This is a genomic window from Vibrio sp. 2134-1 (assembly GCF_033339495.1).
Window position 1 is genome coordinate 1 of the sequence record NZ_JAWOUS010000002.1, and the last position, 17,810, is coordinate 17,810.

The following is a 17,810-nucleotide window of genomic DNA, read 5'->3' on the forward strand; positions in this document are numbered from 1 at the left end:
ATTGGCGCTGGACTAAACAAAGGCCCCCTTTTAGGGGGCTCACACAAAGCCACCTTCTTTAGAAGGTGGTAATTTACCTTGTGACTTGAGAGCTTGCTTACTGGTATTGAGGTAGTGATATTCCGCATCATAATCATCTTCGATAATGATTGCGTTATTAACTTCTGCCCATCTCAGCAGTTCTAACTTCCTTTCAACTGAGTAGCTAAAGCCTAAAGGGAACTGATGACTAGGCGTTGTATAAATAATTTTGGTATTAGAAGGGATTGATTCAACGACAACACCTTGGTCGTCCATCGGCACGGAGCCTATTTGCGCGCCAAGTAATCGAGCTTGATTTCGAAAAACAGGATATCCTGGATCTTCCGTCGACACGAGATCCCCGGGAGAGAGTAATGTTAGGAGAGTCGTCATTATTGCCTGCTGGCACCCTTGCGTAATGATGATGTCTTCAGGGTCACAGATTACGCCTCTCGAGTGTCTCACATACTCGCAGATAGACTCTCGTAAACAAGCTAACCCTTGCAAATCACCACCATGTGCAAACTCTGGAGTTAATGCATTGAGCCTACTCAGTCTTGAGTGTCGCCAAATATGCTTTGCTATTCTCTGATGATCAGGAACGCCTAAAGTGAAGTCATAGTCTAGATTCTTTGGTGCGATGATCTCTGGCTTCTTCGCTGCGTTAGTGCCAAACACCCCTAGTTGGTAGTGTTTTATTGGTCTCTTATCTTGATTCACCGTTTGTTCTAGAGCATTACTTACGTACGTGCCAGACCCCGCCTTTTTTACTATCCACCCCTCGAACTGAAGTCGCTCATACACCGAAATGACAGTGTTTCTTGCTATGCCTAACTTTTTCGACAGCATGCGAGTTGATGGTAATCTCTCATTTGATCGTAATCTGCCTTCTAATATCCCTTGGTATATCTCGGAATAAAGTTGTTGGCTGGTGACTTTTCCTGTTTCGAAGTGTAGTGAAAATGGCATCGTTTTCTCTGTAGACGTTGAAAAGTGGTTCTAAAGCGGTGTGAGGATGTGGATCTGTATATACCAAGTATATCTACCTAGTATACCGTTATCTTGGTATGGAGAAAGCGCATTTGAGAACACTATTTCCCCATTTTGCAAACGGATGTTACTCACATTCGTACCTAATCGGCCTACTTATCAACGGTGATCAGGTTTAGACCTGTTTATATCGCACTAAAATTTGAAGACACAGTGTTATTCATCGAGGGTTAACGATAGGAGTTCTTCAAGTCGGGATTACTTTTATATAAAAAGTTAAAAGCCTTGGAATAAACTAGAAATTAATTATAAGTGAAAATTAAAAGTTGAGGGTTTAATGAAGTTAAACAATGCCTTGGTAGCCATTTTATCGCTCACTTCTTTCGTCACGTTTGCGAAAACGGAGTTAACGGTTAGCAGTCAATTAAAGAGCGTAGTTGATGAATGCGCTAAAGGATTAATAAACGAATACGACATTCCGGGGCTGGCTGTTGCAGTAACGATTGATGGTAAACGTTATTTTTATAATTACGGTTTGGCTGACGTAAGTAAGGGGAGTTTAGTCACCAACGACACAATTTTTGAACTCGGCTCTATCAGTAAAACTTTTGCCGCTACTTTGACTGGGTATGCCCAAGAAAAAGGTAAGCTAGACATGGATGACAAGGTCAAAGATTATATTCCAGAATTAGAGAATAGTGCTCTGGGTAATACCAAGCTAGTTCATGTCGCCACCTACACTGCGGGTGGTCTACCACTGCAATTTCCTAGCGAAGTAACGAACGACGCTGAAATGATGCAGTACTACAAAACGTGGCAACCGGAGTACGAAGCCGGTACTAAGAGGAAGTACTCAAACCCTAGTATTGGTCTATTTGGCTACATCGGTGCCTTGAGTATGAAGTCAGACTATACGGAAATGATGGAAACCGTCATCCTGCCTGAGCTCGGTATTACCAATACGTTTGTCGATGTACCAAAGGATAAGCTTAACAACTATGCTTTTGGTTATAGTTCTGAGGGAAACCCAGTTAGAGTTAATCTAGGTATTCTTGATGCACAAGCCTATGGTATTAAATCAACAAGCTCAGATATGCTTCAATATATCGAAGCAAATATGGGGCAAGTGCAACTAAATAATGATATAGAGAATGCGCTAGAGCTAACTCACATTAAGTATTTTAATACCGATACATTTACGCAAGCAGTGGGGTGGGAAGGTTATGATTACCCCGTTTCACTTTCACAATTATTGAAGGGTAACTCCAGCGACGTAATTCTCAACGCTAAACCGGTGCAAGCAAGTGAACCCGGTACTCTCGGTCGTGATGTTTGGTATAACAAAACGGGCTCAACAGGTGGGTTTGGGGCATATGTCGCGTATGTACCTTCTAAAAAAATAGGCATAGTGATTCTAGCGAATAAAAACTACCCTAATGCAGAAAGAGTAGAGGCTGCTCACCATATTATTAGCTCAGTGGTGAAGTAAATTTTAGTAGTAATAGGAACTATGTAATTATTAGAGCTTATTTAGATACATACTATCTGCAGTGTTTTATTCGATAGTATTTATAGGAGTATTCATGAAAACTAAGCATTGGTCTAAAGTGACTTTGCTACATGAAGTTGTTACGAACCCAAATATAACGATTAAAGGTAAACATAGTTATTACAGTGATTGTTGGGACGCCGGTTTTGAGGAGTCCGTTGTAAGATATCTACAAGGTGATGAGTTCAGCCGAGATTGGGAACCAAAATGGAAGATTGATAAGTTACATATAGGTGACTTTGTCTGTATTGCAGCGGAAGTTGTGATTGTTATGGGGGGAAACAGTACACATAGAGTAGATTGGTTCTCCTTGTACCCATTTATGGACTTTATTGAAGAAGCGTACGTCGGGAAAGGAGATACTCATATTGGCGATGGCGCCTGGCTCGGTATGCGATCCATGATAATGCCGGGTGTGACTATCGGAGAAGGAGCAATCGTTGCGGCAAACAGTGTGGTGACGAAAGATGTTGAGCCTTACAGCATGGTTGCGGGTTCACCAGCTAAGCATGTCAAATATCGCTTTTCTCGAGAGACGATAGACGAACTGCTTGCTCTTAGGATATATGATTGGCCTGATAAGAAAATCGACAGCCTGAAGAGATTTTTATGTTCAGACGATTTAGAAGGGCTGAGAAAGGCAAGCGCTGAATATGATAGAAACTACTCATAATCGTGACAATGTCACTGTTTAAAAAGTCAGAAAGAGGTCATAGTTGGGCCTCTTTGTATTAAATATCTAGCCAATACAATGAGTAATCATTTTATTCTTTTATTGATTTTTTACGTGAACATGATGGGGCGCGTACCATTTGCGTTCAAGAACAAGAGGACAACGTATTTGGTAAAGGGGAAACCGATGGAATATCGGGAAATTATAATTATTAAGAGCCGCATGTAGCGGCTCTTTTTGATCCTGAAATTGGTTAGTGGCGACAGACTACGAAGCGCTCAGAGGGTTACGAGGACTCGCTTCAGATAAATGAAGAAAGAGCGAATCGAAGTGGATGTTGTTACCTATTTGACTGCTCATACCGTTGCCATTCCGCTGTTAACTCTGCTTTTTCTTTTCTCGCTGCAATCAGCATTTCTATATTTACGTCAGCGTTTGGGTGCCTTTGAATGTATCGCTCGTAATCAATCGGAACACCATTGATGTGCAGTTCAAGATGTAAATGCGGCCCTGTTGTTCTTCCTGTGTTACCCGTTTTCCCTATCACTTGTCCTCGGCTGATCTTCTCACCAACATGGACGTTGCGCTGAGATAAGTGTAGGTAGCGTGATACAGAGCCATTTGTGTGGCGGATATTAATGTAGTTGCCTGCAAAACGGTTGTAGCGGGACTTTAAAACGATGCCATCAGCAATACTACGAATCGGTGTACCTACAGGTGTGGCATAATCAGTGCCTAAGTGCGGAGTCGTTATATTGGTCACTGGATGTGTTCGCTTTAAGTCATAGTCAGAGCTCACTCTGTAGTTTTTATCAAAGGGTGAAGAAAACATGAACTGATTATTTATCGATACACCATGCTCATCAAATACGTTACCGTGACCATCATTGATAATAAATAAATCAGTTTTACTGCCTAAATAGTAAAAAGAACTAATGTAAGTTTCATTTTTACTATTTAATTTAGTTCTTAAGATAAAGTTATCACCTCTTTTAATAGAGTCAATAATATTAAACTTGCTTTTGATAAGTGCTAATAGCAAGTTGATCTCTTTTTGACTCACTCCTGATTTTAATAATGAAGCGACAAAAGAGTATTCAACAACACCGGTAGTGATTTTTTGCCTACGAGTCTTCTTTTTAATTGATGGCTGCACATTCTCACTTTCGAATTCTAAAGGCTTGATGGTAGGTAGCCTATCCACAGGAGTGAGGAAGTAGTGAGAAAGCGATACGCTAATCAATATGATTAACGCAGTAGTGATAAGGGCTACGGTAGGAGCTTGCACACTTCTTTTTATTATTAAAATAGTCATTAGTTTTGTTGGTTTATCAATACTGACAGTTGTGCGTAGAGTATAATATTTTAAATAAAAACTAGCATTAAAGCATGAGTAATTCCTCTGTTTTAACTAAGTTAATAATTATAGGATGTAAAAATAATTTTAATAATTCAGTCAAAGTGACGGTTGGCTTGGTGTTTATGCCTATTTTGTTGGTGTTAATGTCACGTTGAGAAAATATTTTTCAATAATATAATCTCGGGAAAATATATTTTGCCAAATTACTATGTTCGCTAAAAATACGCTGAAATTAACATTAGGTCTTACGCTTACATCTCTTTTATTGAGTGCATGTGGTGGTGATGGAGGAGACAACACACCTCCAGCTAGAAGCAAAGGAAGCATTTCCGGTATGGTGTTTGACGCCCCAGTCAATGGCGCCAAGATTGAGGTTTTCGAGTTCAAAAATGGAAACTTAGGTCGGAAGTTGGCTAACACGACGTCTGATGCCTTCGGAAACTATCTGCTAGAGTTTGAATCGTCGTCAATGCCTCTTTTTGTTGTTGCAAAAGAGGGGAGTTATACCGATCCGTTTACAAATGAAACGGTATCTGTGAGCAATGCGAAGACACTTAAATTTGAAGGTGTTGTGAACTTTAAAGAGGGGAGTGAGCAAAAGTTAATGCTTACTCCGCTGTCGAACTTGGCAGCAGGCTTGGCAAAGTACAAAATTTCTCAGGGGGCCACAGATGAAAGTGCCTTTTCAACCGCTTTGGATAGTATCAATAGCATGTATGGTTTTGACGTAAATGAGACCAAACCTATTGATATTACCAAAGGTGGGCAAAGCAGTTTTGCTAGTGCTGGGCATCAATACGGTGCTTTATTAACAGCATACTCGTCTTACTCTTACGATCTTATAAAAAAATACGGCAACAGCGATAACGTCTACACTTCGATGCACTTCGCTGACATCCAATATCGGGATGTTATTGCAGATGGTGTTCTTGATGGTCTTGAAGTGAGCAAGACTTCAGGAGCAGTGACTCCCCTCAGCTTTGGACAGAAAAAGATAAACAGCGACGTTTACACACGTGACTTATCTCAGCACGTTTTGATCGTGGTAAACGACCCAAGTATCAATATTTCAGGTACTGATGCTGCAGACTATGTCGACTTTAGTAAGAAGCTTAATGACTTAGGTACATATGGCAGTACAGATGGCGTCATTCCACCGCGAGATGGGACGGAGATTGATACCACAGCGCCTATCGTGACACGCATTGACCGTGATGTACTTGCAGGCACCGATAAAGTTGACCTAAAAATTGTTGATGATATCGGTGTAGAAGACGTATCCGCCTTTATTCAGTATCAGATTAATGGCTCTTGGTCTGGTGAATTTCAATGTAACGACATACAAGATTTTGGAAGCACATTCTGTTCGGTTGAATTTGATGATTTTGAAGTTGGCCTTCGAGAGACCAACGTTAAAGTTAACATTAATACCAAAGAGATCGATAGTGTAGATATGAACCCTGCCACAGGGCTCTCAAACGTAACAGCAGCACGGTTAGTCTTATATACAGCGGATGTACTGGGTAATGAGTTAATTCCAGGCAGCCATTCGGGTCTTCATATCAACTTTGAATGGGATAACGATGCGCCTGTTATCGATATTACATCGGCGAGTGCAATTAATAACCAACTTAAAGAATACGTTCTGAAAGGGGTTGTAAAAGAAAGCTCGCAAGAGATTAGTTCGGTCAGTATTTCATTTAAAGATGGCTTACATGAGGGCGTCACATGTTCTCCTGTCACTGTAGAGTCTGGAAATGCTTGTGAGTTTAGTAAGGCTTACCCAACTGATGAATTCCTATCTACGACGGTCTTTGAGGTTCGAGCGAAGGATAGCAAAGGGAATACGGGCGCTGCGCAGCATGCAGTAAGTCGTGACGATCAAGCGCCAGCACAGACGATAACCTATCCTGAAGGTACGTCAATGACGTACGTAAATGTGGGTTTAGATGGTGAACGAACCACTTACGATGGTATCTACTCTCAAGATACGTACACCCCAGACAATGTTCAAGCAAGCCGCGATTTCCTGAAGATTGACTATGCGTACGCAAGTTTAGGGATTCAGAACTCATTAAAAGGGATAGATTTTAGTAACTTCAACGCTAATTTATTGAAAGAGAATAAAATCCCTTATGTTCGTGTGAAAGTTTCAGACGTAAACACCGATACGGTTTTAGGCTCCAACGCTAATAAGCTTAAGCTCGTCGTCAAGTACTACGTAAGCCAAAACAACGATAACAACTACTCACTTCAGCAAGTTATTGACACAACCGCATCCGATGACGATTACATCGCAAAAATTCCGCACGAAACGCTGTTAGATAGCAATGGGCGAGTAGAGGATGTCATTTATTACATTCCTTTTGTAAGAGATATTTTGGGTGACAGCTTTAAATCGGTATCAGAAAACAGTAGTCAAAAGTTAGTCATTCAAACCGTCGATGAGTCTGATAACGAAAGCACTCCAAGAGAAGTATATTTTAGAAGTAGCTTTGACCTACCAACCATAAAAGTGGTGACACCATTTATTGGTGCGCGAGCTCAACTTGAAGGGTTGAGCCCAAGTGGTGAATTCACTTCACTTGCAAGTTGTACCACTATCCAGCAACTGGAAAGTGACCAGTCCATGGCTCTTGACGTAGCGAGTTGTGAAACCACAACTGACGTAGTGAATTATGATTTCATGCGTGTTCGTTTAATTGGTATCGAAGGCAGTGAGCCATACTATTACCAATGGAAAAGAGATCCAGGGACCAAGAAAGTTACGGTTGACTTAAACAAGGCCAATATTGGTGTGTATTTTAAGCTCAAAGGTTCTCAAACTTACTATATTACTGAACTATCGACATATCAGACTGGTTTGTTTGATTTCCAGTGGGATCAAGTGACAGCGGGAGAGAAAACTTCAGAACGTGCGATTCAAATTCTTGATGAGGTGCGCTACGCGTTATCAGGTACGAATAACAACTCATTCTTTGGGTTTGACCCAACGGTTGTGTCTTATGCAACCAATGAAATGCTTACGACTAAAGCGATTCCAGACAAGCCATCAAATGACTATCTACACCGATTCCTTGTTGAAGCAATTGATAGTATTGCCGAGAGAATGCCAAGAAATAACTCATTAGATTTTGCATCTGCTAGTTACGATGATTTTAGCTACGATGGAAAAGCAAATGGTATAGGGGCCGGAGGAAGTCAAGTTACGCTCGATTCTTACACGTTTGGCGCTGAAACTTACCGAAAAGATCTGGCGCAATCGTATTATGAAATCATGGCGAGCAAATACGGTATTGAGACCAATATCGCGCAGCTCTATGCTGATGATATTTCGATGGCTAATCCTGACTTTAATGGTAAGAACATTTTTGATACAGAGGGTAGCAGTATCGATACCTTGCCTCCGCAGCCAAAATTAACCATTGAAAGCGGTAGAGAGACGATGGTTGGTAATAGGCTTTATATCGCTGGCGAGGTTGTTTCTAAAATTGTCCTAGACGATCCTTCTGGTATTGTAGGAACCGACGCTCACGGCCCGAAGTTTAGCACGATGTGGTATCAAGCCAATGAGCCAAACATTGAAATACCACTGGACATCAACATCGTAGAAAACTCAGACAGCAGCAATGCTTATCGAAAAGAGTACTTCTTCACCCTTAACTCCCAGTCTAGTGAACTAAAAGATATTATAGAGTTTGCCGTGGAGACCAGTGCTATGGACCCACATGGCAATGCGTATGGTTACAATGGTAAATCTCCGTTTATAGAATCGGTGTTTATTGATAACGACTTCCCTAAGGCCAGTTACCTTCCACCGAATGATGTCGATGGTAAACCTGTAGAAAACGGTATTTATTTAAATGCGAACAATACTCATGAATTAACCTTCAAGGTTGAGGATATTGTTGGTGATAAGCTTGCCTCGAGGGGTCTTGTTTTCTACCAGCAAACCGGTGAAAAAGTAACATACACACCAGAAAACTTTGCAAGTAACTCAAAAGACGCGTTTAAAGTCAAACTATGTACGGGCGAGATTTGTTCAAATCAAGGCTCTACGATTTATCCTGGTGATGGAGATTGGTTAGTTGTTGCCGCAGCAGAGGACAACTTAGGTAACTCCGTTTCAGAGTTAACTAGCACCGCTCCGAGATTCAATATTCGTATCGACTCTGAAGCTCCTATTGTAAAAAGCGAGCAGGTTCAAAGCCGTTTAGGTGGTAATAACCAATGGACACCTGTCATTGATTGGGGGACGTTAAGCTCTGGCAATAACGTAAAAATAGATCTGCGCCGCGGATCTGGTCAGGCTCTGACATTAGAAAGCTGTGACCCTCTAACAGAGGCGTGTGACGTACCATACCTAGTTGGTGAACAGCCTGACGTCAAAGTCCAACTGGTTTCAAAAGCATTTGATTACGATGAATGGAATGAGTTTTACGTCACTGCGACGGACAACGCTTACCCTGCCAATGTTAGTACAACAGGGAAATTTACCTTCCAAGTCGATAACAAAGGCCCTGAAATCATCCTAAATACACCTTGGGTTGAAGACACATTGTCCAAAGAGAACTATGTCATAGGGCGTGAGTTCAACGTGCGATTTAAATCTGTAATAGACGATTCAGACCTTGAGCAAGTCTCGCTGTATCAAAGTGGTAAAGATTCGCCAATTAAGACAATTGTGCCAACGGATTCATCTAAAGAGTTTGTCATGTCTCTTATCAAGAGTGACACAGATAAAATAGACATTTCTGAAGATGAAAAAACAACGTCATTGTATGTAAAAGCAACCGATATTTATGGTTTTGAGTCTAGTTCTAACACGCACAAGGTTATTCTTGATCGTGATGGGCCAACATTAGGCTTAAGTGGTTTCAATGCGAATGACTACTACTTAGGTAACTATGTCTTTGACCTAACGGCGCTAGACCTAAATGCAAACGGTGATGTTTCAATTAATGGCGTAAATCGAGAAAGCCTAGAGTATTGGACGTTTAGCGATCTGGAACCATTACCTGGCTCTCCCGGTACAAAAATCAATGAGGATCTCAAAGTGAGCCTTGGTGATTTAGGTACGGGTACACACAAGGTTCGTTTAAAAGGGTCTGATGTTCGTGGCAACACAACCTTAACCAGTGATGAGCAAGATTTTACCGTCAAAGTGTACAACTCAATCCCGCAGGTGACGCTGGCGATGAGTTACACGGATGGAACGCCAATTACAAACAACACCATCTATCAAGATGGAAATATCGTACTGACGCTTGATATTGTTGATGATAGTGGCGTTGATCGAATTGACTCAACTTATAGATTCTCTGGAGAGCAAAACGGGACTAACTTTACGTTCTCAGAAACCGCAGATGGCACTTGGACTGCAACGTTGCTTTCTACACAAATTGCCAAAGATGGTAATTATGAACTTGATATCAAAGTTTATAACAAAGTTCGTTACCTTGATGAAAAAGACCGAAAGGTTGGAAAAGTAAACCAAACCTTTAGCGTACAGCGTGAAGGTGTGGTTCTAACAGTTGAAAGCCCGCTGGACTTCCAAAATTACTTATCTGATGGTGTTCTTGATGTCACCTTTACTACATTGAGTGCGGTCAAAGCCAAAACGTTAGAGTGTTGGGTTCGTGAAGAATACAACTCTCTGGATGCGCCACCAACTAATGAGCAACCAACTTCTGGTGTTATCAACGTATCGCAAGAACCTTACAGTTGTAGTGTCAATGTTGGGCAAAACATGACCAAAGCACCTGTTACTTTGATCACTAAAACCTTGGGTACAAATGGGCGTGAAACGATCAACAAGTTCAATTTCTCGATGGTGGATATTGATGCACCGACAGTCGTAGATGGTAACTCATACAGTTTTAAAGGAAGTGATGTTTGGTTTGATGAAGCTTTGAAGAAGAAGATGCTCACATTTGAGCTCTCTTTCAATGATGCTTTATCAGGCGTGAATACCGAAAGTTCAGATGAATATCCAAAGTTGGTTCGTAATCTTGGCAACAAAGCTTATACACCAACGACTTGTGCCAAAGGTGTTGGAAATATCAAGTGTACGTATTCTGAATCCTATGCCGATATTATTGATGGCCTGAGTACAACTCAAGAATACAAAATCAAGAACTTATCTGATTTAGCAGGAAACTTGACGCCAGAGCACGATCTACTGCTTGAATTACCTAAAGGTTCGGTAGTCGTTGAAATTACTGATCCGGTTGGAAACACAACCATTAATGGTCAGCAGCTTGTCGCCAAATTCAGAATTAAGCTGTATGAAAACTCTAGACTAGACAATGTGATGGCCAGGTTTGGAACGGAATCCTACAACTATAAAGATAATCCGGAGAAGTTTGCACAATTAGAGGTGTGTGCAGATGATCCAACCTACAAGTGTTCAACATTTACAAGTGAACTTCCTAGCGATGCGGATGGAAAAACGATCAGGACAACGATTACCGCAACGGATGTGTGGTCGAGAGTCGGTGAAGCGACCGTTGATATTAAAGTTGACAACACACCTCCAAGTGTTGGCGATGAGATTATCGTAACCGAATCGCCAACAAATCCTGATAATGTTCGTTTTCGTTTTGACATAACGGACACTGGTAGCAGCCTGGCAACAGTAAACTACTCGGTTTTAAACCCGAGTTATCAAGAAGAAAGAGTAGAGGATGGGAATGGTTCATCTACGTACTTTGAACTACCGAAATCTCAGTTAGAGGGGCGTGGTTCAATCACAGTAGACATCAAAGCGACAGATAGCGTCGGACTGTATTCTGATATCAGAAAAGTCATTGATATTAGTGTTCCTAAAGTCACAGTTGATTTCGATGGAATTACGAGTTTGCAGGGTGGGAAACTGTTTTTAACCAAGGCAAGCCAGCCGTTTACGGTATCTACGGTGGAAGGAGAAAGAGTGAAAGCTTCACAATATTCTGTGGAGCTTGTTCCAAGCCTCGGTGATTCCTTGCGTTACTCAGGTGATGTTATCTCATCTAGTGGTAATGGAATGATGAACTTTGCCGTCGATAACCAAGGGTCATATACCCTTAAGGTGACGGTGACGGACTCAGTTGGAAGAGAGAATACAAGCTTTGAATTACTAGGCAAAAGTTATGATGGAAAGGTTATCGAATCTATTGTTGATTATGACGCTCCAAGTATTTCGGGCTTAAGTGCTAATCAAACCTCTAAGGTGCCGACAAACGATAAGTATCAACTAGAAATTAGTGCATACATTACAGATAAAAATTTAAATCTCGTCACGTCAAAAGCGGTGAGTGGTGGTAGCACAGTGGCTCCTCAAGCGATTACTGAGCCGACAACCGAAGCGGGGCCTTATGTCATAAGCTACTTGTTACCGAAAGGCGATCATACGATCACGGTGGCAGCAACAGACAAAGTGGATAACAAGAGTGAAAGTTCTATTGACGCGCATGTGGAAGCGGCAACCGTTCCCGGGCTAAGTATCTCTACCGCCTCAAGCGCCCCTCTTTTTGGAGGTGAAGAGATTACACTTACGTTTAACTTTACAGAAGAAGTTACTAACTTTGATATCTCAGATGTCCACCTTGTCGCTAGTGATAACGGTGCAACAGGAACGTTAAAGCAAGATACGTGGTCCACTTCAGACAACGTTACGTGGACGGTTAATTACATCAGTCCAGAAAAGCAAGATAAAAACATAACAATACAGGTAGAGGATGATAGCTACCAAAGTATCAACACCATTCCTGGAAAAGGAAGCAGTTTAAGTATCGCGGTTGAAGGAACCTTACCAAAACTGACCAATGTGACATTTAACCCCGAGCATCAGAGCGTGGGGCAAAGCGTGAGTGTCTCGCTTGAGTTTGATAAAGAGCTCCAAGAGGCGACCGCTACGCTTGGCGGAAATCGCATTAGTTCTCTGTCAGCAACGGCAGATAAAAAGGTCTGGGTTGGTGATGTACAAGTTCCGAGCACCGCGCTGTTAAGTGTCGACTTGGTTGTTAGTCAATTTAAAGATTTGACTGGCAACATAGGTGAGGATAACACCGCTCACGAATTACCGATCACGCCAACCTTAGCTATTACGCCAGTGGGCAGTGTGGATGAAACGCATGCCGCCACGCTACAATTTGAAGGTACGTCGACACGCTTTGACGGTCAGTCCCTGCGTCTTGAAGTGAAAGCCCAAGGCAGCGCGACGGTATTGAAAAGCAGCAGCGCAACGGTACAAGCCGGTGGCACTTGGATCAGTGACGCAATGGACATGAGTCACCAAACCAATGGTACTTATACCGTGATGGTGACGGGGACGAACTCAGCGGGCATTGAAGTGAGTGAAAGCCAGAGCTTTACACTCGCGCAGTCTCTGCCAACGCTGACTAACGTGACGTTTACGCCTGAGCACCAAACCATCGGCCAAAGCGTGACGGTGACGCTGGAATTCGATAAAGATCTGCAATCCGCCGCAGCGGAGTTAGGTGGTACAACGATCACTTCATTAGTGGCAACCGCGGACTCAAGTGTTTGGACTGGTGATGTGGTGGTACCAAGTACGTCGGAGCTCAATGTGGCGTTGCTTGTTCGTGACTACCAAGACTTATCAGGGAATATCGGTAGCCAGAACACGGCTTACTCCATGCCGATGACGCCGACCTTAGCCATCACGCCAGTGGGCAATGTGGATGAAACGCATGCCGCCACGCTACAATTCGAAGGCACGTCGACACGCTTTGACGGTCAGTCCCTGCGTCTTGAAGTGAAAGCACAAGGCAGCGTGACGGTACTAAAAAGCGGCAGTGCAACAGTACAAGCCGGTGGCACTTGGATCAGTGACGCAATGGACATGAGTCACCAAACCAACGGCACTTATACCGTGATGGTGACGGGGACGAACTCAGCGGGCATTGAAGTAAGTGAAAGCCAGAGCTTTACACTGGCTCAGTCTCTGCCAACGCTGACTAACGTGACGTTTACGCCTGAGCACCAAGCCATCGGCCAAAGCGTGACGGTAACGCTGGAATTCGATAAAGATCTGCAGTCCGCCGCGGCGGAGTTAGGTGGCACGACGATCACCTCATTAGTGGCAACCGCGGACCCAAGCGTTTGGACTGGTGATGTGGTGGTACCAAGTACGTCGGAGCTCAATGTGGCGTTGCTTGTTCGTGACTACCAAGACTTATCAGGGAATACCGGAAGTCAGAGCACGGCTTACTCCATGCCGATCACACCAACCTTAGCTATTACGCCAGTGGGTAATGTGGATGAAGCGCATGCAGCCACGCTACAATTTGAAGGTACGTCGACACGTTTTGACGGTCAGTCCCTGCGTCTTGAAGTGAAAGCCCAAGGCAGCGCGACGGTACTAAAAAGCGGCAGCGCGACAGTACAAGTCGGTGGCACTTGGAGCAGTGACGCAATGGACATGAGTCACCAAACCAATGGCACTTATACCGTTATGGTGACGGGGACGAACTCAGCGGGCATTGAAGTGAGTGAAAGCCAGAGCTTTACACTGGCGCAGTCTCTGCCAACGTTGACTAACGTGACGTTTACGCCTGAGCACCAAGCCATCGGCCAACGCGTGACGGTAACGCTGGAATTCGATAAAGATCTGCAATCCGCCGCAGCGGAGTTAGGTGGTGCGACGATCACTTCATTAGTGGCAACCGCGGACCCAAGTGTTTGGACTGGTGATGTGGTGGTACCAAGCACGTCAGAGCTCAATGTGGCGTTGCTTGTTCGTGACTACCAAGACTTATCAGGGAATACCGGTAGTCAGAACACGGCTTACTCCATGCCGATCACGCCAACCTTAGCTATTACGCCAGTGGGTAATGTGGATGAAGCGCATGCAGCCACGCTACAATTTGAAGGTACGTCGACACGTTTTGATGGTCAGTCCCTGCGTCTTGAAGTAAAAGCCCAAGGCAGCGCGACGGTATTGAAAAGCAGCAGTGCGACGGTACAAGCCGGTGGCAATTGGACCAGTGACGCGATTGATATGAGTCACCAAACCAACGGCACTTATACCGTGATGGTGACGGGGACGAACTCAGCGGGCATTGAAGTAAGTGAAAGCCAGAGTTTTACATTGGCGCAGTCTTTGCCAACGCTGACTAACGTGACGTTTACGCCTGAGCACCAAGCCATCAGCCAAAGCGTGACGGTAACGCTAGAATTCGATAAAGATCTGCAGTCCGCAGCGGCGGAGTTAGGTGGTACAACGATCACTTCATTAATGGCAACCGCGGACCCAAGTGTTTGGACTGGTGATGTGGTGGTACCAAGCACGTCAGAGCTCAATGTGGGGTTGCTTGTTCGTGACTACCAAGACTTATCAGGGAATACCGGTAGTCAGAGCACGGCTTACTCCATGCCAATTACACCGACAATACACCTAGACGCTATCAACGATGTTACTGGAGTGGAAAGCGTGACAGTAAGTGGTAGCAGTGAACGATTTGAAGATGGTGAGTTCATAGATATCAAAGCAGTCGACGCTGATGGTACAGAAGCCACAGGCATGGCAACCGTGCTTTCAGACTCATGGACAACTGATTTAGATCTTTCAGGACTGAAGGAGGGGGTAGTGACGATTTATGTAAATGGTACCAACAAGCTTTCCGCCTCTGCCGAAGAGGCTCAAGCAACATTTAACTATGATCGTTTCGCAAGTACAGCCTCCTTAGGTGCTGTTTACAACCGATATTTTAGTGATAACAAAACTTTAAAAAATGCGGCATAAATAAAGCGAGCGTTTAGCTCGCTTTATTTCTTTGGGACTTTTTGTGATATTTATCAAAATAATTGCCTTTATTGATAAGTTACTCGAATTAATGAATCGTCTTAATACAAGGCTGAATAACTATAATAACTAGGCCAATGTTGCTTTTAGGTGTGTATGACGTGATTGTGATGGTCGCTCGGCAGGTGCTGTGGTGAATGTGTCGTGTTGAAAATCTTTTTAAATATTATATATTTACGATCGTTTCTATACTTTGAGTATAGTGTTCTGCATGAGGTCGATGGGTAATACCTCACCTCTTTAACTCGCGATGAAGCAAATTTAATCCTAGCAAGCTTCAGAGCAGTTACTTTTGTGAGTGCGTAATGCGCTCACCTTTTTATTTAAACTTCCTCAGTAACAGTCAATTTGTTGTTTGTTGCTGAGGAGGGCACCTCATAAACTTCTGAATTTCCTCGTACTTACCTGAAGCGCACGTTACTACGATTTTTGTTAACTTCAGTCCATAAATTAAATTTTTTTAGATAGTAAGATTTTACCATTTTGACAGAGTGGGTGATGTTACTGGCTTTTATAGTGGTCAAATCGCATGTTTTGATAGCAAAAATGACCATTTTTTTGGTGTTTTTGATTTCGGGCGATTTTTCTATCTCTTTGAAAATAAATGGCTAAGTAAGTAGGATACGCAGACCAAATCGTACTTGTAAGCCTTATCAGCTTAATTGTCACCGCAGCCATATTTACGATGTTGGTTGTGGAGAATTCAAATGCATTTAGTTTGCAAATTTATACCTAGCTCGAAGCTATCCTCCAACGAGCTATCTTATGTTCTTACACCGGACGAGTGTATAGGACAGCTTTCGCGTTTGCGAAATTCAGATGACATCCTTAGAAACCTCCCTAAAGAATTGGCGAAAAGATTTCCATCTCTGCCAAAAAAACGACCAGCGCATTGCTAGCAGCTATAAGAATCGAATTGGGAAAAGGCAATTGGGTGTCATTATCTACCGTTGCTCGTCGGTCGCCATTGACGGACTCTCAGCTGCAAAGCTTCCCTAGACTTAAATCACTCGTTGACTCTGTATCTGCTTCGAATGAAAGCAAAGTTTTTAAAGCGGGTTACTGACGATGTTGCTCTAGTTCGCAGTTACACGCATGTACCTTCTGAGCCAAGCCCAGACCAAAAAATTGTTGTCGAGTTTGCAGGGCAGTGGTCTAGCAACGCGGCATGTTTGATGTTGGGTAAAACGGACGCTCAAAAAGAAAAAGTGACTGTAGGTAAGGCTGATACAGAAAACAAACACCGCAGCCTCGCGACATTTAAAGATCTCGAAGCTGAGGGCAAAACGCTCTATATCAAAATCCCTTGCACTGACCAGCCTCAGCCAATTTTGCTTAAACTCGCCGAAAACCTGCAACCCGTTGATAAAGATACTCAGATGGATGAGTGGGATAACGTGTTGGTGCCTGTACTATCTATGCTAGAGGGCCCAAATGGACATGAGTTGGTCGCAGAAGGTTATTTTTATGTAATCTGGAATAACAAAGTTTGGCGAGAGGTTGAAGTTACACCAAAAGGCTACTTTGCCGATGTCGATTTAGAGTACTACAGAAATAATGATCCTGAACCTTCGATGAAAACGCGGCATGTAAATATTGATGGGGCAAACCTTGTACCAGACTACTATGTTGGCGAAGAAGCATTTGAGATTTATCAATCTGGTCAGAAAGTGTATTCGGGACATTTAAGCCTTGATCAAGGTGCTAGGGTATTCCGCCTTGTAGATGAGGAAGTAGATATTGTTTTTCCAAAATTAGATATTGATCCTATCACTGTTAAAACGGTGCTAAGCCCTTATAAAGCTGGCAAAGATGGTTTGCGTATTGCACAAGGTGTTCCTCTACCGCATATTTGGGTGCCATATAAAGTCGCGGGAGAAGTACAAGAATGTTATATCCATTATTCCGAGTTGGCTTTGACAAACACTGAACTGTCTGAGCTAGAGAGTGATCCTGCTTCAATTGCTAAGTCTCTTTCAGAGTTGCAAATATACTCCTCATTCCAAAGCTTTAATAATGCGGGTGAGAATATTATTCCAGTTTCTGGTACCACATCGACAGGCACTGGCAGTGGAATCATCAACGAACATAAAGAAAGCAATGTTGCGGGGCTTAAGTTGGCTCCGAGAGGCGCTTTGCCTTCTATACGTTACCTTCACGAGCCTCTGACAGATCAGCCGGACGATTTCTTTGGGCTTCGTAACATAGAACACGATTGGATTCACAAATCGTACTTTCGTTCAGCGATGAAAGACGACGATGGTTATATGACGCTGCGTTTTGCATTCCCGCCGGCAGAGGTCAAGAACGTCGATATTGTTCGAGGTGTTCATTCGAGCCTCTCCACCGGTAGCCAACGTCTTGTTGTTGTAGAAGAAAATGTACCCATTTCAGAATTGCTAGGTTAAAC

Annotated in this window: 5 protein-coding genes and 1 pseudogene; 4 read left to right on the forward strand and 2 right to left on the reverse strand. The window is 43.1% G+C overall.

What is annotated here, in order from left to right; translation table 11 throughout:
* Window positions 1-39: 39 nt before the first annotated feature.
* Complete coding sequence (locus tag R7R78_RS02460; RefSeq protein ID WP_225472961.1) at window positions 40-990, reverse strand: PLP-dependent aminotransferase family protein; 951 nt, start codon at window positions 988-990, stop codon at window positions 40-42.
* 358 nt (window positions 991-1,348) lie between these two features.
* On the opposite strand from R7R78_RS02460, the gene ampC reads away from it, so the two are divergent.
* Together ampC and R7R78_RS02470 are read left to right on the forward strand one after the other, a co-directional pair.
* Complete coding sequence (gene ampC / locus R7R78_RS02465) at window positions 1,349-2,500, forward strand: class C beta-lactamase (RefSeq protein ID WP_225472964.1); 1,152 nt, start codon at window positions 1,349-1,351, stop codon at window positions 2,498-2,500.
* Window positions 2,501-2,594: 94 nt separating this feature from the next.
* Window positions 2,595-3,233, forward strand: a complete 639-nt coding sequence (locus R7R78_RS02470; protein ID WP_225472966.1) for a CatB-related O-acetyltransferase — start codon at window positions 2,595-2,597, stop codon at window positions 3,231-3,233.
* Between the two features lie 340 nt (window positions 3,234-3,573).
* On the opposite strand, the gene R7R78_RS02475 is transcribed toward R7R78_RS02470, so the two are convergent.
* A complete protein-coding gene (locus R7R78_RS02475; protein WP_225472968.1) occupies window positions 3,574-4,548 on the reverse strand; it encodes a peptidoglycan DD-metalloendopeptidase family protein in 975 nt (324 codons plus the stop codon).
* 379 nt (window positions 4,549-4,927) lie between these two features.
* On the opposite strand from R7R78_RS02475, the gene R7R78_RS02480 reads away from it, so the two are divergent.
* Window positions 4,928-15,340, forward strand: a complete 10,413-nt coding sequence (locus tag R7R78_RS02480) for a tandem large repeat (RefSeq protein ID WP_318119320.1) — start codon at window positions 4,928-4,930, stop codon at window positions 15,338-15,340.
* Between the two features lie 767 nt (window positions 15,341-16,107).
* Window positions 16,108-17,808, forward strand: a pseudogene (locus tag R7R78_RS02485) (hypothetical protein).
* Window positions 17,809-17,810: the final 2 nt, after the last annotated feature.

Bases quoted from the DNA above. Each gene is read 5' to 3' on its own strand.
- R7R78_RS02475 (WP_225472968.1), bottom strand. From the start codon at position 4,548: ATGACTATTTTAATAATAAAAAGAAGTGTGCAAGCTCCTACCGTAGCC.
- R7R78_RS02480 (WP_318119320.1), top strand. From the start codon at position 4,928: ATGGTGTTTGACGCCCCAGTCAATGGCGCCAAGATTGAGGTTTTCGAG.
- R7R78_RS02470 (WP_225472966.1), top strand. From the start codon at position 2,595: ATGAAAACTAAGCATTGGTCTAAAGTGACTTTGCTACATGAAGTTGTT.
- ampC (WP_225472964.1), top strand. From the start codon at position 1,349: ATGAAGTTAAACAATGCCTTGGTAGCCATTTTATCGCTCACTTCTTTC.
- R7R78_RS02460 (WP_225472961.1), bottom strand. From the start codon at position 990: ATGCCATTTTCACTACACTTCGAAACAGGAAAAGTCACCAGCCAACAA.